The organism is Methylocystis sp. WRRC1, assembly GCF_020733155.1.
Lineage (GTDB): Bacteria > Pseudomonadota > Alphaproteobacteria > Rhizobiales > Beijerinckiaceae > Methylocystis.
Map to the genome: position 1 here is coordinate 2,333,597 of NZ_JAJFZJ010000001.1, position 16,083 is coordinate 2,349,679.

At 65.4% G+C, this 16,083-nt stretch carries 14 protein-coding genes; 2 read left to right on the forward strand and 12 right to left on the reverse strand.

Annotation, left to right across the window (positions count from 1 at the left end; all coding sequences use genetic code 11):
- Positions 1-45 precede the first annotated feature (45 nt).
- The gene (locus LG047_RS11235; RefSeq protein WP_227966748.1) at positions 46-2,355 is read left to right on the forward strand and encodes a transglycosylase domain-containing protein; all 2,310 of its coding nucleotides are present in this window, start codon (positions 46-48) and stop codon (positions 2,353-2,355) included.
- Between the two features lie 3 nt (positions 2,356-2,358).
- Here the strand turns inward: LG047_RS11235 and LG047_RS11240 are convergent, their stop codons facing one another.
- The 12 genes from LG047_RS11240 to LG047_RS11295 all read right to left on the reverse strand — a co-directional run bounded on the left by LG047_RS11240 (position 2,359) and on the right by LG047_RS11295 (position 15,456).
- Positions 2,359-2,790 (reverse strand): Rieske 2Fe-2S domain-containing protein, encoded by a 432-nt coding sequence (locus LG047_RS11240; protein WP_227966750.1) that lies wholly within the window; start codon positions 2,788-2,790, stop codon positions 2,359-2,361.
- A 57-nt stretch (positions 2,791-2,847) separates the two neighbouring features.
- Positions 2,848-3,117 (reverse strand): DUF1150 domain-containing protein, encoded by a 270-nt coding sequence (locus LG047_RS11245; protein WP_227966752.1) that lies wholly within the window; start codon positions 3,115-3,117, stop codon positions 2,848-2,850.
- Positions 3,118-3,230: 113 nt separating this feature from the next.
- Entirely contained in the window at positions 3,231-4,463 is a 1,233-nt protein-coding gene (gene odhB / locus LG047_RS11250) for a 2-oxoglutarate dehydrogenase complex dihydrolipoyllysine-residue succinyltransferase (protein ID WP_227966754.1), read from the reverse strand.
- 57 nt (positions 4,464-4,520) lie between these two features.
- A complete protein-coding gene (locus tag LG047_RS11255) occupies positions 4,521-7,505 on the reverse strand; it encodes a 2-oxoglutarate dehydrogenase E1 component (RefSeq protein WP_227966755.1) in 2,985 nt (994 codons plus the stop codon).
- 143 nt (positions 7,506-7,648) lie between these two features.
- Positions 7,649-8,533, reverse strand: coding sequence for a succinate--CoA ligase subunit alpha (gene sucD / locus LG047_RS11260; protein ID WP_036284836.1), 885 nt, complete (start codon positions 8,531-8,533; stop codon positions 7,649-7,651).
- A 271-nt stretch (positions 8,534-8,804) separates the two neighbouring features.
- Entirely contained in the window at positions 8,805-9,956 is a 1,152-nt protein-coding gene (locus LG047_RS11265; RefSeq protein ID WP_227966756.1) for a catalase family protein, read from the reverse strand.
- Positions 9,957-10,041: 85 nt separating this feature from the next.
- Positions 10,042-11,799, reverse strand: coding sequence for a di-heme-cytochrome C peroxidase (locus LG047_RS11270; protein WP_227966757.1), 1,758 nt, complete (start codon positions 11,797-11,799; stop codon positions 10,042-10,044).
- A gap of 239 nt (positions 11,800-12,038) precedes the next feature.
- Positions 12,039-12,743, reverse strand: coding sequence for a 50S ribosomal protein L1 (rplA, locus tag LG047_RS11275; RefSeq protein ID WP_036284839.1), 705 nt, complete (start codon positions 12,741-12,743; stop codon positions 12,039-12,041).
- A 4-nt stretch (positions 12,744-12,747) separates the two neighbouring features.
- Positions 12,748-13,194 (reverse strand): 50S ribosomal protein L11, encoded by a 447-nt coding sequence (rplK, locus tag LG047_RS11280; RefSeq protein WP_036284841.1) that lies wholly within the window; start codon positions 13,192-13,194, stop codon positions 12,748-12,750.
- Between the two features lie 142 nt (positions 13,195-13,336).
- Positions 13,337-13,867: a transcription termination/antitermination protein NusG gene (gene nusG, locus LG047_RS11285; RefSeq protein ID WP_036284843.1), complete on the reverse strand. Its 531-nt coding sequence runs from the start codon at positions 13,865-13,867 to the stop codon at positions 13,337-13,339.
- A 28-nt stretch (positions 13,868-13,895) separates the two neighbouring features.
- Positions 13,896-14,087: a preprotein translocase subunit SecE gene (gene secE / locus LG047_RS11290; RefSeq protein ID WP_036284845.1), complete on the reverse strand. Its 192-nt coding sequence runs from the start codon at positions 14,085-14,087 to the stop codon at positions 13,896-13,898.
- Positions 14,088-14,265: 178 nt separating this feature from the next.
- The gene (locus tag LG047_RS11295) at positions 14,266-15,456 is read right to left on the reverse strand and encodes a DUF2235 domain-containing protein (RefSeq protein ID WP_227966758.1); all 1,191 of its coding nucleotides are present in this window, start codon (positions 15,454-15,456) and stop codon (positions 14,266-14,268) included.
- 177 nt (positions 15,457-15,633) lie between these two features.
- On the opposite strand from LG047_RS11295, the gene LG047_RS11300 reads away from it, so the two are divergent.
- Positions 15,634-15,978, forward strand: a complete 345-nt coding sequence (locus tag LG047_RS11300) for a hypothetical protein (protein ID WP_036288593.1) — start codon at positions 15,634-15,636, stop codon at positions 15,976-15,978.
- Positions 15,979-16,083: the final 105 nt, after the last annotated feature.

Consider the following 16,083-nt stretch of genomic DNA (forward strand, 5'->3'; position numbering starts at 1 on the left):
CGGACGGTCGCCGCCGCTGATCGAGGCGCGGCCAGGGTGAAGCGTATGGCGCGTAACGACAGACGTCGGGAACCGCGGTTCGACGACAGCGACGACGACGGCGAGCTTCGCGCCGAACGGCGGCCGCCGCCGCGCGCCCGCGCCAAGAAGAAGGCGAAGGCGCGCCGGGCTTCTTCCGGCTCGCTTTTCGGCTCGCTCATCTACTGGGCCTTCACGCTGGGACTTTGGGGCGCAATCGGGGGCGGGGCGCTTGCGGTCTATTACGGCTCGCAATTGCCGCCGATCGACCAGCTCGCGATTCCCAAACGCCCGCCGAACATCGCCATTCTTTCGGCCGAGGGCGAACTTCTCGCCAATCGCGGCGACACGGGCGGCGCGGCGATCCGCATCTCCGACCTGCCGCCCTATCTGCCCAAAGCCTTCATCGCCATCGAGGACCGGCGCTTCTATTCGCATTGGGGCGTCGATCCACAGGGCATCGGCCGCGCGCTCCTGCGCAACGTCACGGGGCGGGGCGGCATGCAGGGCGGCTCCACGCTCACGCAGCAGCTTGCGAAAAACCTGTTCCTGACGCAGGAGCGCACCATCTCGCGCAAGATTCAGGAGGCGATTCTCGCGCTCTGGCTGGAGCATAAATTTTCCAAGGACCAGATCCTCGAACTTTATCTCAACCGCGTCTATTTCGGCTCGGGCGCCTATGGCGTCGAGGCCGCGTCGGAACGCTATTTCGGCCACAGCGCCAGGACCGCGACGCTGTCGGAGGCGGCGGTTCTCGCGGGTCTCATGAAGGCGCCGAGCAAGCTCGCGCCCGACCGCAATCCCCAGGGCGCGACCGAACGCGCCGCGCAGGTCGTCGCCGCCATGGCGCAGGAAGGCCATATCAGCGAGGCGATGGCGAAGACCGCGCTCGCCCATCCGGCGCGCGCGCGCCACGACACGGGCGCGGGGTCGATAAACTACGCCGCCGACTATGTCATGGACATGCTCGACGACACGATCGGCGCGATCGATCAGGACATTGTCGTCACCACGACCATCGACGAGCGGCTGCAGACCGTCGCGGAAGGCGCGCTGAAGGAGGAACTCGACAGAAAGGGCGCCAAATTCGGCGTCACGCAGGGCGCGATCGTCTCGCTCGACCCCAATGGCGCGATCCGCGCGCTCGTCGGCGGGCGCGACTATTCGGAGAGTCAGTTCAACCGCGCGGTCTCGGCGAAACGCCAGCCGGGCTCGGCTTTCAAGCCCTTCGTCTATCTCGCCGGCCTCGAACACGGGCTGACGCCGGATACCGTGCGCGAGGACGGGCCCCTGAACGTGAAGGGCTGGCAGCCGGAGAATTACAGCCACGAATATTTCGGCCCCGTCACGCTCACCCGGGCGCTGTCGCTCTCACTCAATACGGTCGCCGTGCGCGTGGGGCTCGAAGTCGGGGCAAAGACCGTCGTGAAGACGGCGCATCGGCTGGGCATACAGTCGGAGTTGCAGCCCAACGCCTCCATCGCGCTCGGCACGTCGGAGGTGACGCCGCTCGAACTCGTCGCCGCCTATGCGCCTTTCGCCAATGGCGGCATAGGCGTGCAGCCGTATATCATCACAAAGGTGAAGACGGCGGCCGGCAAGACGCTCTACCAGCGCAAGGCCGCCTCCTTCGGCCGGGTCATCGAGCCGCAATATGTGGCGATGATGAACACGATGATGCAGGAGACGCTCCTCACCGGCACGGCGCGCAAGGCGGAGTTGCCCGGCTGGCAGGCGGCGGGCAAGACCGGCACCAGCCAGGATTTCCGCGACGCGTGGTTCGTCGGCTACACGAGCCGGCTCGTGACCGGCGTGTGGCTCGGCAATGACGACAATTCGCCGACGAAGAAAGCCTCGGGCGGCAATCTGCCGGTCGAGATCTGGAGCCGCTATATGACGATCGCCCACAAGGGCGTTCCCGTCGCCGGGCTGGCGTCGGGCGCGTGGCGTCCGGAAACGGCGGCGGCAGTCGACGAGGTCGTCGCCAAGCCGCTCGACGATCTCATCGGAATATTCACGGGCGCGGCGCGCCAGCCGGAGCCGCCGCGGGAATCGCGCGCCGCGCGTCCGGCGCCCGCCGCCGAGCGCCTGAGGGACGAGAAGCCCACGGCGCAGACCGCTCCCGAGACCGACGAGACCGCGACGATCCCGGCGCCGCCGCCTCCCCGTCCGCGCGCCGCACGGCCGCAGGCGATCGACGATCTGCTGCCGCCCGAGGACATTCCCGGCGCCGCCCCGGCCCCTGCCCGCCCCCATCGCGGAGAGCGCGCGCCGTCGCCTCCCTCGGTGGAGGAAGACGAGCGAAATTTCGTCGAGAAGCTTTTCGGCGGCGGCTGAGTTTCAGTCCGGCTGGATGACGATCTGCGGCATCTCGTCGTTCTCCGGCCGGTCGAGCCCGTCTTCCTCGGCGAGTTCGACGCCCGCGAGGCAGATGTCGTCGCCGTCCACCACCACCTCGATCTTCTCCAGCGCCGCGCCGGCGCAGGGGCCGTCGTGGCAATGGCCGGTGGCGATGTCGAAAAGCGCGCCATGCTTCCCGCAGACGATGGCGCGATGACCCTGGTCGAGAAACTGGCCCGGCTGGAAGTCGAGCCGCGTCCCCTGATGCGGGCAGCGGTTGAGATAGGCGTGGTAGTTCCTGCCCTGGCGGACAATCACGACCGGGAAGGGGACAGTGCTGTCGCCGTCGCGGCGCGCAAGAACGAATCCGACAGCGCCGCGCTTGGCGACGTCATTGACATGACAGACGGCGAAGATTTCGGTCGTGGACATGGCGGCTCCATCGCGGGGCGCGCGCGGCGCCCTCGCGATGGAAGCAAGATCCCTGCCTTAATGCAGGCTCACCATCTGAAGATCGTTCTCCCGCGCATTGCCGATCGCTGCGTCGGCCGAGTCGGCGAGCAGAATGGGCGCGCCATCCGCGCCGATCAGCGCGAAGATCGTCAGGCCGGGCGCGATTTCCGGCGCCTGCGGATAAAGACGGTTGATGTCTTCCGAGCGCATCGGCCGCACATAGGCGATCACGCCGTCGCCGAGATGGGCGAACTGCTCCGGCGTCAGCGCCGGCGCCTTGGCTTCAAAAGTGTTTTTCGCGTCCATGACATCCCTCCTGAGGCGTTCAACTCGACCCGCCTGCCGTGCGCCTCCCCTCGGGAGCGCGCCGTCTGAAAGATTAGATGTGCATGTTTCGTGGAATTTGAAGGGGCTCGCCGTTACAGGGCAAGGGCGAGCCGCGCCGGGTCCTCCAGCGTTTCCTTCACCCGCACAAGGAAGGTCACCGCCTCCTTGCCGTCGACGATGCGATGGTCGTAGGAGAGCGCGAGATACATCATCGGGCGGATTTCGATCTTGCCGTCCACGGCGACCGGCCGCTCCTGGATCTTGTGCATGCCGAGTATGCCCGACTGCGGGGCGTTGAGGATCGGCGTCGACATCAGGGAGCCGTAGACGCCGCCGTTCGATATGGTGAAGGTTCCGCCTTGCAGATCGGCGATGTCGAGCGCGCCGTCGCGCGCCTTCTTGCCGAGCGCGGCGATGGCCTTTTCGATCTCGGCGATCGACATGCGGTCGGCGTCGCGCACCACCGGCACCACGAGGCCTTTGTCCGTGCCGACCGCTACGCCGACATGGCAGAAATGCTTGTAGACGATGTCGGTTCCGTCGATCTCCGCGTTGACGGCGGGAATTTCCTCCAGCGCCCCGCAGCAGGCCTTCACGAAGAAGCCCATGAAGCCGAGCTTCACGCCGTGCTTCTTCTCGAAAAGATCCTTGTAGCGCGCGCGCAGCGCGATCAGCGCGGACATGTCGACCTCGTTGAAGGTCGTGAGCATGGCCGCGGTGTTCTGCGCCTCCTTCAGCCGGCGCGCGATGGTCTGGCGCAGCCGCGTCATCTTCACGCGTTCTTCACGCGCGCCATCCTCTTGCGGAACGGGCGCCCGCGGGGCGGGCGGCGGCGGCTCGACGCGGGCCTCGACAGGCGCAGGGGCGGGCGCGGGAGCAGCCGGGGCGCGGGCGGCGAACTCCAGCACGTCGGACTTCAGCGCCTGTCCGCGCTTGCCGCTGCCCGTCACCTGCGAAAGGTCGATGCCCTGCTCGGCGGCGATCTTGGCCGCGGCGGGGGAGGGCGGCATGGCGGTCGCGGGCGCCGCGGCCGCCGGCGGCGCAGCCGGTTTTGGCGCGGGCGCCTCCGCGACGGGCGCAGGGGCCGCGACGCCTTCGGCGATCTGTCCGAGCAGCGCGCCCGGCGTGACGGTCTCGCCCTCCTTCGCGACGATTTCAGCCAGAACGCCCGTAGCGGGCGCGTTGACTTCCAGCGTCACCTTGTCCGTTTCGAGTTCGGCGAGGGTTTCGTCCGCCCGCACCGCCTCGCCGGCCTTCTTGAACCAGCGGCCGACAGTGGCCTCGCTCACCGATTCGCCCAGCGTCGGAACGCGAATATCAGTCATTGGCGTCTCATTTCGTCGAATGGAGGCCGCGGCCCGGGCCGCGACGGAGAATGGCGGTCAGACGGCGAAGGCGTCTTCGAGGAAGGCCTTCAGCTGCGCGAGATGTTTCGACATCGTGCCCGCGGCGGTGGAGGCCGAAGCGGGGCGGCCGACATAGCGCGCGCGTTTCGCCTTGCCGCCGACCTGCGTCAGCACCCATTCGAGATAGGGCTCGACAAAGAACCAGGCGCCCATGTTCTTGGGCTCCTCCTGACACCAGACGACGTCGGCGGTCCTGAAACGCGCCAGAGCGGTGACGAGGCCCTTGAGCGGGAAGGGATAAAGCTGTTCGACGCGCAGCAGATAGACGTCGTCGATCCCGCGTTTCTCGCGCTCTTCCAGAAGGTCGTAATAGACCTTGCCGGAGCACAGGATCACGCGGCGGATGTTCTCGTCCCCTTGCAGCGCCGGCTTTTCCGTCGGCGCGGTCTCGGCGTCGTCGAGAAGAAGGCGCTGGAAGCTCGACGCCATGCCCATCTCGCCGAGCCGCGAGACGCAGCGCTTGTGGCGCAGCAGCGACTTCGGCGACATCAGCACGAGCGGCTTGCGCACGTTGCGATGCAGCTGGCGGCGCAGGACGTGGAAATAATTGGCTGGCGTCGAACAGTTCGCGACCTGCATGTTGTCTTCCGCGCAAAGCTGCAGGAAGCGCTCGAGGCGGGCGGACGAGTGCTCCGGTCCCTGTCCCTCATAGCCATGCGGCAGCAGGCAGACGAGGCCCGACATGCGCAGCCATTTGCGTTCGCCGGCGGAGAGGAACTGGTCGAAGACGACCTGCGCGCCATTGGCGAAATCGCCGAACTGCGCCTCCCACAGCACGAGCGTGTCGGGCTCGGCGAGCGAATAGCCGTATTCGAAACCCAGCACCGCCTCTTCCGAGAGCATCGAATTGATGACCTCGAAACGGCCCTGTCCCTGCGAAATGTGATCGAAAGGAACGTAACGCGCTTCCGTGTCCTGATCGATCAGCACGCTATGGCGCTGCGAGAAGGTGCCGCGTTCGCAATCCTGGCCGGACAGGCGCACGCCATGCCCTTCCTTGAGCAGCGTGCCGAAGGCCAGCGCCTCGGCGGTCGCCCAGTCGATCGCGAGACCTTCCTCGATCGCGTTCCTGCGATTGTCGAGGAAACGCTGGATGGTGCGGTGAAGATGAAAATCCGGCGGCGTCGTGGTGAGCTTCGCGCCGATCTCGCGCAGCGTCTCCAGCGGCGCGCCCGTCTTTCCGCGGCGCTCGTCCTCGGAAACCTGATAGCCGGGCTTCATGCCCGACCAGCGGCCGTCGAGCCAGTCGGCCTTGTTCGGCTTGTAGGTCTGGCCGGCCTCGAACTCCTGCTCGAGACGGGAGCGCCAGTCCTCTTTCATTTTGTCGACGTCGGCGCGGGTAACCTGACCCTCCGCGATCAGCTTCTCGCCATAAAGATCGAGCGTCGTCTTGTGCGCGCGGATTTTTTTATACATCAGCGGCTGGGTGAAGCCCGGCTCGTCGCCCTCATTGTGGCCGAAGCGGCGGTAGCACCACATGTCGATGACGACAGGCTTCTGGAACTGCTGGCGGAATTCGGTTGCGACGCGGGCCGCGAAAACCACCGCTTCCGGATCGTCGCCGTTAACATGGAGGATCGGCGCCTCGACCATTTTCGCGACATCCGACGGATAGGGCGAGGAGCGCGAATAGCGTGGATATGTAGTGAATCCGATCTGGTTGTTGATGATGAAATGCAGCGAGCCGCCGGTGCGATGGCCCTTGAGCCCCGAGAGGCCGAAGCATTCCGCCACCACGCCCTGGCCCGCGAAGGCCGCATCGCCATGGATGAGCAGCGGCAGAACCGCGCGGCGGTCGCCGCCATGTTGGTCCTGCTTGGCGCGGACCTTTCCGAGAACGACCGGGTCCACGATCTCCAGATGCGACGGATTGGCGGTGAGCGAGAGATGCACCTTGTTGTTGTCGAACTCGCGGTCCGAGGAGGCGCCGAGGTGATATTTCACGTCGCCCGAGCCTTCCACCTCGTCGGGCAGGAAGGAGCCGCCCTTGAACTCGTGGAAGAGGGCGCGATGGGGCTTGCCCATAACCTGACAGAGCACGTTCAGGCGGCCGCGATGGGCCATGCCGAGCACGATCTCCTGAACGCCGAGGGCGCCGCCGCGCTTGATGATCTGCTCCAGCGCCGGGACGATGGATTCGCCGCCGTCGAGGCCGAAGCGCTTGGTGCCCGTGTATTTGACGTCGAGGAATTTCTCGAAGCCTTCGGCCTCGACGAGCTTGTTGAGGATCGCGCGCTTGCCCTCGCGGGTGAAGACGATCTCCTTCTTGGGGCCCTCGATGCGCGCCTGCAGCCAGGCCTTCTCCTCGGGGTTGGAGATGTGCATGAATTCGAAGCCGATCGAGCCGCAATAGGTGCGGCGAAGGATCGTCACCATCTCGAAGACGCTGGCGTATTGCAGGCCGAGCACGCCGTCGATGAAGATCTTGCGGTCGTAGTCCTCGTCACTGAAGCCATAGGTCTCGGGATGCAGCTCGCCATGGTCGTGGCGCTGCTCGAGGCCGAGCGGATCGAGATTGGCGTGGAGATGTCCGCGCATGCGATAGGCGCGGATCATCATCAGCGCGCGCACCGAATCGCGCGTGGCGCGGACCACGTCTTCCGAGGTTGCTGCGGTCGGCGCGGCGATCGGCGCTTTCGCGCCCGGGGCGGGCGCGGGATAGTCGGCGGTGAGCGCGCTCACCCAGTCGCCGTTGGCGGCGGGCGGCCAGTCGCGCCGCGCCCATGACGGGCCCTCGCCGGCGCCATCGGGCCGGCGGGTTACGCCCATCTCGGAGAAGAACTTGCGCCAGTCGGCGCTTACCGAGGCGGGATCGGCCTCATAGGCCGAAAGCAATGCCTCGATATAGGCTGCGTTTGCGCCCTGGAGGAAAGAAGTGTTTGCGAAAGAGTCGTTTTGAGCAGTTCGGGTGACGACGGGGGCCGCAGGCCCCGCGCCGCCATTGGTTTCAAGACGCGCCATTTTCTCGCTTCTCTCAAAGCCGCCGACAGCGCGTTCGCCCGGAAAAAGCCCGCCGCCGGAAGCTCGTTGGAGCGCCGCCGCCAATCACGGCGCCGCCCTTCGGATTCAAATTCGTCGAGGCGGGAGAGAAGGCGCCCCAGCGCCTAGCCCTTCAGCACCTCGACCAGCGTTTTGCCGAGCCGCGCGGGAGAAGGGGAAACCCTGATCCCCGCCGACTCCATCGCCGCGATCTTGCTTTCGGCGTCGCCCTTGCCGCCGGAAATGATCGCGCCCGCGTGACCCATGCGACGCCCGGGAGGCGCCGTGCGGCCGGCGATGAAGCCCACCATGGGCTTCTTGCGGCCGCGCTTTGCTTCATCTTTCAAGAATTGGGCCGCTTCCTCCTCGGCCGAGCCGCCGATCTCGCCAATCATGATGATGGATTTGGTCGCCTCGTCGGCCAAAAACAACTCCAGCACCTCGATAAAATCCGTGCCCTTGACCGGATCGCCGCCGATGCCGACGGCGCTGGTCTGACCGAGACCTTCACGGGTCGTCTGGAACACCGCCTCATAGGTCAGCGTGCCGGAGCGCGACACGACGCCCACCGACCCGCGCGAGAAGATGTTGCCCGGCATGATGCCGATCTTGCTTTCGCCAGCCGTGACGACGCCCGGGCAGTTCGGGCCGATGAGGCGCGATTTGGAGCCGCAGAGCGCGCGCTTGACGCGGATCATGTCCTGCACCGGAACGCCCTCGGTGATGCAGACGATCAGCGGGATCTCGGCTTCGATGGCCTCGCAGATGGCGTCGGCCGCGCCCGGCGGCGGCACATAGACGACGGAGGCGTCGGCGCCCGTCTTTTCGCGGGCCTCGGCGACCGTGTCGAAGACGGGGAGATCGAGATGGGTCGAGCCGCCTTTGCCCGGGGACACGCCGCCGACCATCTTGGTGCCGTAGTCCATCGCCTGCACGGAATGGAAAGTAGCGGTCTTGCCAGTGAAACCCTGGGTGATGACTTTGGTGTTCTTGTCGATCAGCACGGACATGAAGCGAAATCCTAAGGAAACGACGGCGGCGGAAAAGCGACGAGACCCTCGCCGAAGCGGCGTTCAGGCGTCATCGCGGCGATTATTCGCGCGCGGCCAAATTATTTAGAAGAGCGCCGCCTTACAAGGCGGAAAGCGCCCATGCGACAGGCCGCCGCGATGAAAAAAGAGGCGCGGGAGCATTCCTGTCCATTTACGCGTCAAAACCCGGCCCCGGACGGAAAAGCCGGCGGTTCCCCGCCGGCTCGTCAACGCCGCGCCGCGGGAGCGCCTATTTAGGCCATTGCGGATAACCCGACGGCTCCGTGGTCTGCGCGCGGCGCTTCGATGAGGCGATGTAGACGTCGCGGCGCAGGCGGTTGATGCCGCCCAACGGTTGATGGACGGTCAGGCCGTGCCAGGGGGTGAACACGAGATGTTCGCATTCGGTCGCCTGCAGCGGATGGTCGAAATCCTGCGGCTTGATCGTGATCTCGGCGACATTCTGGAATTTCGCCGTTCCGTCGCTTTTCGGCTCCCATTTCTTCGCGGCGTTCTCGATGGGGTAGTCGCTGTCCATCGGCTGCAGCCCGTCGGGCCGCAACTGCACCTGGAAATCGAAGGTGACGGGGCGTCCGCTATAGAGCTCAAGGCTTTTTTTCATCGCCTCGCGCAGATAGTCGGGAGAGGGATTCTTCGGCGTCAGCGAGGGATTCGCCGGGTTTCTTGGCTGGGCGGCGAATTTGGCGACCTTGTCCGCGCCGAAAAGGAACGGCGAACCGGAATGATAGGTCGCGTCGAGCGGATTGGCCAGTTGCGTCGGCGCGATGATTTTGGTCACGATCTCCGCGGTCGTCTTGTGCGCCGGGTTGGCAAGGAACGGCAGAAGGTTTTCCTTGTTCTCGAACTGGACTTTCGTGCCGGCGAGATATTCCGGGACATCCGGAAAGGCGAACATCGGCTGGTTGATCAGCAGGAAATCCTGGGTTTTCGCGCCGGGTTCGCCGAGCAGCGTCTCGCCCTCCACGCCCATGAGCTTGATCGCCATGCCGCGGCTCGACGCGCCGAGCTTCCCGACGTCGGCCGTCACCGTGCCCGTCGCGTTGGAGAAGCGGATCCAGGCCTCGTATTTCTTTCCCGGAGTCGCGAAGACGCCGACCCTGTAATTCTCGGGAATGTTGGCGTTGACGACGAAATCCGCCTTGACGCAGCCATGCGCCTTGGGATGCACGGCGCGTCGCGCCATCGTGTCGCCCGCGCTCTGGCCCGAAAGGGTCCCGTAGCGCTGCTCCAGCAGCTTTCCGGTGAGATCGACGATCTCGGCGATCTGCGCGCTTTCGCCGGGCGGAACCGCCTCGAATTTCGTGGGCGTGAATTCTGCGGCGCGGGCGCCGCCCACGGCGGTCGTCGCGGCGATAGCAACGAATGCAAGCGTCTTTTTCATGGGTTTCGCTCTCGAAAAGTTCGGCGCGCCGTAGGGGCCGCGCCAAAAGATCAAAGTTCTCCGCGCCGGTTTTTTCCGGCGCGCGCTAAAGCGTCTTCAAATACTCGAGCAGCGCCTTCCTCTCTTCCGTCGTCAGCTTCGTGGTCCCGTATTCATGGCCGCAACGGCTGTCGCCGGAGTTCCGGTCCGAGCAATCCGTGGTCTTCATGGTGTAAGCGGACTTCGGCTGATCCGCCGCCAGTCCGACATTCACCACGTCATAGGCCGGTCCGACCTTGAAGCTCGCGACCCTGTCCTTCGCCGGCTTCAGCAATTCGGCGAGACTGGGCGCCGAACCATTGTGGAGGTAAGGCGCGGCGGCCCATATCCCCTCGAGAACGCGCGCTTCATATCTGATTTTGCCCTCCGTCTGCGGCGCCGCGCAGGTCCATTTGGCGCCCGAGGACTGGTCGGGCAGCTTGTAGACACCCTTCAGCTCCTCGATCACCGGCTGCAGCAGCTTCAGCGTCAGATCGGCCTTCAGACGCTCCGCCGGATTCAGCGTGACCGGAAGGAAATGCTGAAGGATCGCGCCCTTGACGGAAGTCGACAGCACCGCGACCGCGGAATCGACCGGCTTCAGCGGCGGGGAGATAAAGGGGATCGCCGCGCCGGTCAGCGCGCCTGTCTTCGCCGTATATTCGGGAGCCAGATATTTATATTCCCGCGAATCCGTTCCGACGTCCTGAACGGGCGTGCACCAGGTGTCCTTGTTCAGGACGCGCGGTTGCCCGGGCTTGATTCCGTGACAATCGGCGCAGCCGTCGTCCTCGACGCTGCGCTCGAAGATTTCCTTGCCTCTTTCGGCGAGCGCCTTGTCCACCGGCCACGGCCATTTCGGCGGACCCATTTTCTCGACCAGATGCTCCAGCGCGATCAGCCCCATGAAATCCGCGGAGTTATTGTCGACGTAATTGAAGCCGAGCAGATGCGAGGCGTCTTTCCTCGGGAAGAACTCGCCGAACACGCCATAGACCTGTCCGAGATTGCGCGCCATGGCGAGGATGCGGTCGCCATTGTCGGCGAAGCCGGGCCATTGGGTGTGGTCCTGCTTCGGCGCGTTCCACAGGAAGGGCGGGCGAACCGGCGCATCGGCCCGTCTGATATTCTCCGGGATCATGTGCGAGGGCGGCGGACCAATGTCGAGGCCCGTCACGCGGTTGAGGATCATGCCGACGGCGTCGAGACGGCCCGGCCCCCAGGGCTTGTCCGTGGGAAGTCCGCCCTTGGTGATGGCGTTGTGACGCGCGAACCAAGCATCCACATCGCTGTGAAGCGCCGTTTCCCTTTGCGGCGAGTAAGAGGCGCCGAGAACCGCCTTCGCAAAGTCGGTGAAGGCGGCGCCATCGCCCAGAATCTTGCCGACGGCCGTATCGAGGTCGGCCCACAGGGCGCCGATGTCCGCGAGCGCGGGGCCGCCGTCGATCCGCCAGGATTTCCCGTCCACCTCGATTTCGCGGGTGTGGCACGCGGCGCAGGTCGGGCCGAGGTAGCCGTCCGCGACGACGAAGCCGACGGGCAGGCCCGGCGTCGGGCTCGCCGGATTGGGCAGGTAGCCGTAACGGGCGAGTCCGTCGGCCGTGAAGGACTGGCCGTTGGGCTGTTTCAGCGCCTTGATCCAGTCCCAGGGGATGAGGCGCGAACCCTGGCCGCGGCTGTAAAAGTCGTTCCACGCCCCTTCGGTCCAGCCGATCCCCTGATCGACCCGTTCGAGCGCCTGAACCCCTGCGGATGGAGAAACGAGGGCCGCCACGATCGCAACGCCCGCGACGGACGCAACTCGAAAATGCTTTCTAATGCTCATGTCAAACCGTCCCAATAAATACTGGCTGCGAAAAATCTCGTCCGGGAGCGAAGCCTCGATCTGGTTCTTCCCGGACGGCGCGCCGATAAACTTGCCGCGGACGGTAAACGCGCGCCAATGATCGTGGTTCCGGGCGCCGACAAAAATTGCCGCGCAGCGCGCAGGCCAAGATACGGCCGCATAAACAAAAAAGCCGGCGGTCACCCGCCGGCTTTTCGTATTTCGGACTGTCGGCCGGCTTATGCCGTCGTCGCGCCGAGGCTCGAGACGTCGACCTTCACGCCCGGACCCTGGGTCGAGCAGATGGCGACGCGCTGGATGTAGGTGCCCTTGGCGCCCTGCGGCTTGGCCTTGGCCACCGCGTCGACGAAGGCCTTGATGTTCTCGACGAGCTTGCCGTCGTCGAAGGAGGCCTTGCCGACCGTGCCCTGCACGATGCCGGCCTTTTCGACGCGGAACTCGACCGCGCCGCCCTTCGAGGCCTTGACCGCGCCGGCGACGTCCATCGTCACCGTGCCGACCTTGGGGTTCGGCATCATGCCGCGCGGGCCGAGAACCTTGCCGAGGCGGCCGACGAGCGGCATCATGTCCGGCGTCGCGATGCAGCGGTCGAACTCGATCGTGCCGGCGAGAACCGTATTGACCAGATCCTCCGCGCCCACGACGTCGGCGCCGGCGGCCTTGGCTTCGTCGGCCTTCGGACCGCGGGCGAAGACGCCGACGCGCAGAACGCGGCCGGTGCCGTTCGGCAGATTGACCACGCCGCGCACCATCTGGTCCGCATGCTTGGGATCGACGCCGAGGTTCATGGCGATCTCGACGGATTCGTCGAACTTAGCCTTGGCGCGCTCACGCACGAGCTTCACGGCGTCGTCGATCGGGTAGAGCTTCGTGCGCTCGATGCCCTCGCGCGACTTGGCGATGCGTTTTCCGATATGGGCCATCGTCTTACTCCACCACCTGGAGGCCCATCGCGCGGGCCGAGCCTTCGATCATCGACATCGCGGATTCGATCGACGAGCAATTCAGATCGACGATCTTCTTCTCGGCGATCTCCTTGACCTGCGCCTTTGTCACCTTGCCGACGACGTTGCGGCCGGGGGTCTTGGAGCCGGAGGCCGGCTTCTTGCCGATCTTCAGACCGGCGGCCTTCTTCAGGAAGAAGCTGACCGGCGGCTGCTTCATCTCGAAGGTGAAGGAGCGGTCCTGATAGGCGGTGATGATGACGGGGATGGGCGTCCCCTTCTCCACCTGCGCGGTCTTGGCGTTGAACGCCTTGCAGAATTCCATGATGTTCAGGCCGCGCTGACCCAGCGCGGGACCGATCGGCGGCGAGGGGTTCGCCGCGCCGGCCGGCACTTGCAGCTTTATGTAGCCGGCAATTTTCTTCGCCATTTGCTTTCTCCAACGAATAACGGCGCCGCGCGCTCACGCACGCGGACCATCGGTTGCAGTTCGTGGTCCGGTCCGGTTCCCCCGATGGCGTCGGGGCGGACCCGCCACGTTTGTCCGGCGCGGCGAACCGCGCCGAATTCCTTTAAACCTTCTCGACCTGTCCGAACTCCAGCTCCACAGGCGTGGGTCGGCCGAAGATCGACACTGCGACCTTGAGGCGGGAGCGCGCCTCGTCGACTTCCTCGACGAGGCCGTTGAAGGAGGCGAAGGGCCCGTCCGCGACGCGCACGGTCTCGCCAACCTCGAAGCTGATCGTGGGCTTGGGGCGCTCGACGCCCTCGGCGACCTGACCCTTGATGCGCATGGCCTCCTCTTCGGAGATCGGCATCGGCTTGTTGTCGGCGCCCAGGAAGCCCGTGACCTTCGGCGTGTTCTTGATGAGCGAGAAGACCGGGTCGGTGAGATTGCACTTCACCAGCACATAGCCGGGAAAGAACTTGCGCTCGGTCGAGACCTTGCGGCCGCGGCGCACCTCGACCACCTGCTCGGTCGGCACGAGGATCTCTTCGAAAGCGTCGGTCAGACCCCGCTGCGCGGCGCCCTCGCGAATCGACTCCGCGACCTTCTTTTCGAAGTTCGAATAGGCGTGGACGATATACCAGCGCATGCTCATGAGGGCGACATCAGCTCCAGATGAAACCTTACTGACCGACGCGCAGCATCAGGCCGACGCCGAAGCGCAGCGCCGAGTCGACGATGACGAAGAAAAGGCTGGCGAAGAGCACCATGAGGATGACGAGGCCGGTGGTGATCATCGTCTCGCGGCGCGACGGCCAGGTGACTTTTCTCGCCTCGGCGCGGACTTCCTGCATGAATTGAAACGGATTCACCATTGGCTCAACCGGTCGCTAGCTGCCGCCGACGCCTGCGCCTGAACCTTCAGGCGACGCCTGCCGCAAAACAGTCGCGGCGCGGGCCCTGTCGGACGCGCGCCACGTATTCGGACACGCTTATAGCTGCTCGGCCCCCATACGCCAAGTGGAAAAGCGAGAGGTCCCGCCGGGTCGCGCTTCAGGCGACCGCGCGGGCGAGCTTTGCGAGTTCCGCCGGCAGCATCTCCAGCTCCTCGCGGGTCGGCGGCGCGATTTTCGCCGCGAGCCCGGTCGCGGCGGCGCTCCTGAACTCGGCCGGAAGGTTCTTCGGATCATAGGCCACGCCGTCCTTGTCGTCGATGCGGCAGGGGCGGCCGAGCTTGGCGAGCACGCTCCAGTGCAGGCGCTCGTTGATATGCTTCTCCTTCGCGTCGCCGGCGTTGGTGAAATAGCTGTGGCCGAGGGCGTCGGGCGAGAACATCCGGCGGTAGCGCGGGAACATCGTGTCGATCACCCAGCCCCTGGAGGAATTGTAGATTTCGCCGTCGATGTCGGGCTTCACGAGATTGCGGACCTCGTCGAGGTCGAAGGCGAGGCCGGTGAGAGCGCGCGTCCTGGCGATCATCCACAGCAGCGCGATGTCCGAGAGGCCCGGATTGGGATAGCCGCCGCCGACATTGCAATGGACGCCGGGGAACCAGTTCTGCTCGACATTGTCCGGCATGGGCGCGTCCTTCTCGATCGTCCAGAAGGTCGGCGTGAAGGGCCGGCGATGTTCGTCGACGCCGATGGCGTGAAGGCCATGGTCGACCTGGGGGCAGAATTTCGTGTCCTGAAAACCGAAGACCGCGAGCGAGAGGTAGCGCGCGAGCGGCGCGAGGCCGACGCCCGCCGGAACGCCATAGGAGCCGACCGTGTCGAAGACGCCGAGCAGCTTGATGCGATTGTTGGTCTGGTAGTCGGGGCCGCGAGGGGTCGTTCCCCTGCGCGCGCGGAAATTGGTCCAGGCGATGTCGAGAAGCTTCTTGTCCTTTCTCTTCGGGATGCCGGCCGCGCCAATCAAGCCGGCAAGCGCCCGTGCGGCGTAGGCGCCGCGGGAAAATCCGAAGATGTAAAGCTCCTGATCGTCCTGATAATTGTCGATCACGCATTCATAGGCGTCCTGCACGATCTTGCGCAGGCCGATGCCGATCGCGCCGCCGAGGAGCCGCTCGAGCACGAGCCCGTCCGAGCCGACGCCGTCGAAATAATGAAGGCGCTGCTCGACCCCGCCGCTCTCGCGCAGAATGAGCCGGGCGAAGGTCTGTTTCGCCGCTGCGAGCGTGGAAATATTGGTGTGGTCGCGCGGCGTGTTCCAGGTGCCGTCGAGCAGAATGACATTGCGGATCATGGTCCCTCCAATCGGCGCCGCGCGGAAGAACAAATTCGGGAGCGAACAAAAGGTCTTGGGCTTATGCCGGCGCGTCGACAATGGTGGCGCCGTTCCCGGGCGGCGGCAAGCCATTGCCGGGCGCGGGTCTCAGCCGCTATGAAAACAGGGCTTCGCACGCAGCAGTGGAGGATTTTCATGCGCGCTCACCCGCTTTTCGTCGCCGGACTCGCCGCAGTAGCGCTCGCCGGCTGCAACGCCGGCCGCTCGCCGCAGGTTGCGACGATCCCGCCGGGCCCTCCGTTGCGCGCGCCGTCGGCGGCGGATTTCCAGTCGCCGGAAGGCTCGGGCTGCGCCGGCGCGATCAGCCGCTATCGCTCGGTCATCGAGAACGATCATTCGATGGGCCATGTGAACCAGAGCGTCTACAACCAGATCCAGGGTGAGATTTCGGAAGCGTCTTCCGCGTGTTCGGGGGGGCAGGACGCCAAGGCCCTCTCGCTCGTTCGCGCCTCGAAGTCGCGTCACGGCTATCCGGGCTGACAGGCTTTTGTCGGAAAAAAGACAGTCGAAAGTAAGAAAAAGGCCAATCAATACAGTCTGGAAACAATCCAGACTGGGCCCTTTGACGTTTGCGATTCCGGCGCC

What these genes read in the sequence shown, in the direction of transcription:
- LG047_RS11295 (WP_227966758.1), bottom strand. Translation starts at nt 15,456, where the DNA reads ATGATCCGCAATGTCATTCTGCTCGACGGCACCTGGAACACGCCGCGC.
- LG047_RS11245 (WP_227966752.1), bottom strand. Translation starts at nt 3,117, where the DNA reads ATGGACGCGAAAAACACTTTTGAAGCCAAGGCGCCGGCGCTGACGCCG.
- LG047_RS11265 (WP_227966756.1), bottom strand. Translation starts at nt 9,956, where the DNA reads ATGAAAAAGACGCTTGCATTCGTTGCTATCGCCGCGACGACCGCCGTG.
- LG047_RS11240 (WP_227966750.1), bottom strand. Translation starts at nt 2,790, where the DNA reads ATGTCCACGACCGAAATCTTCGCCGTCTGTCATGTCAATGACGTCGCC.
- rplA (WP_036284839.1), bottom strand. Translation starts at nt 12,743, where the DNA reads ATGGCCCATATCGGAAAACGCATCGCCAAGTCGCGCGAGGGCATCGAG.
- rplK (WP_036284841.1), bottom strand. Translation starts at nt 13,194, where the DNA reads ATGGCGAAGAAAATTGCCGGCTACATAAAGCTGCAAGTGCCGGCCGGC.
- LG047_RS11300 (WP_036288593.1), top strand. Translation starts at nt 15,634, where the DNA reads ATGCGCGCTCACCCGCTTTTCGTCGCCGGACTCGCCGCAGTAGCGCTC.
- LG047_RS11235 (WP_227966748.1), top strand. Translation starts at nt 46, where the DNA reads ATGGCGCGTAACGACAGACGTCGGGAACCGCGGTTCGACGACAGCGAC.
- nusG (WP_036284843.1), bottom strand. Translation starts at nt 13,867, where the DNA reads ATGAGCATGCGCTGGTATATCGTCCACGCCTATTCGAACTTCGAAAAG.
- LG047_RS11255 (WP_227966755.1), bottom strand. Translation starts at nt 7,505, where the DNA reads ATGGCGCGTCTTGAAACCAATGGCGGCGCGGGGCCTGCGGCCCCCGTC.
- sucD (WP_036284836.1), bottom strand. Translation starts at nt 8,533, where the DNA reads ATGTCCGTGCTGATCGACAAGAACACCAAAGTCATCACCCAGGGTTTC.
- LG047_RS11270 (WP_227966757.1), bottom strand. Translation starts at nt 11,799, where the DNA reads ATGAGCATTAGAAAGCATTTTCGAGTTGCGTCCGTCGCGGGCGTTGCG.
- secE (WP_036284845.1), bottom strand. Translation starts at nt 14,087, where the DNA reads ATGGTGAATCCGTTTCAATTCATGCAGGAAGTCCGCGCCGAGGCGAGA.
- odhB (WP_227966754.1), bottom strand. Translation starts at nt 4,463, where the DNA reads ATGACTGATATTCGCGTTCCGACGCTGGGCGAATCGGTGAGCGAGGCC.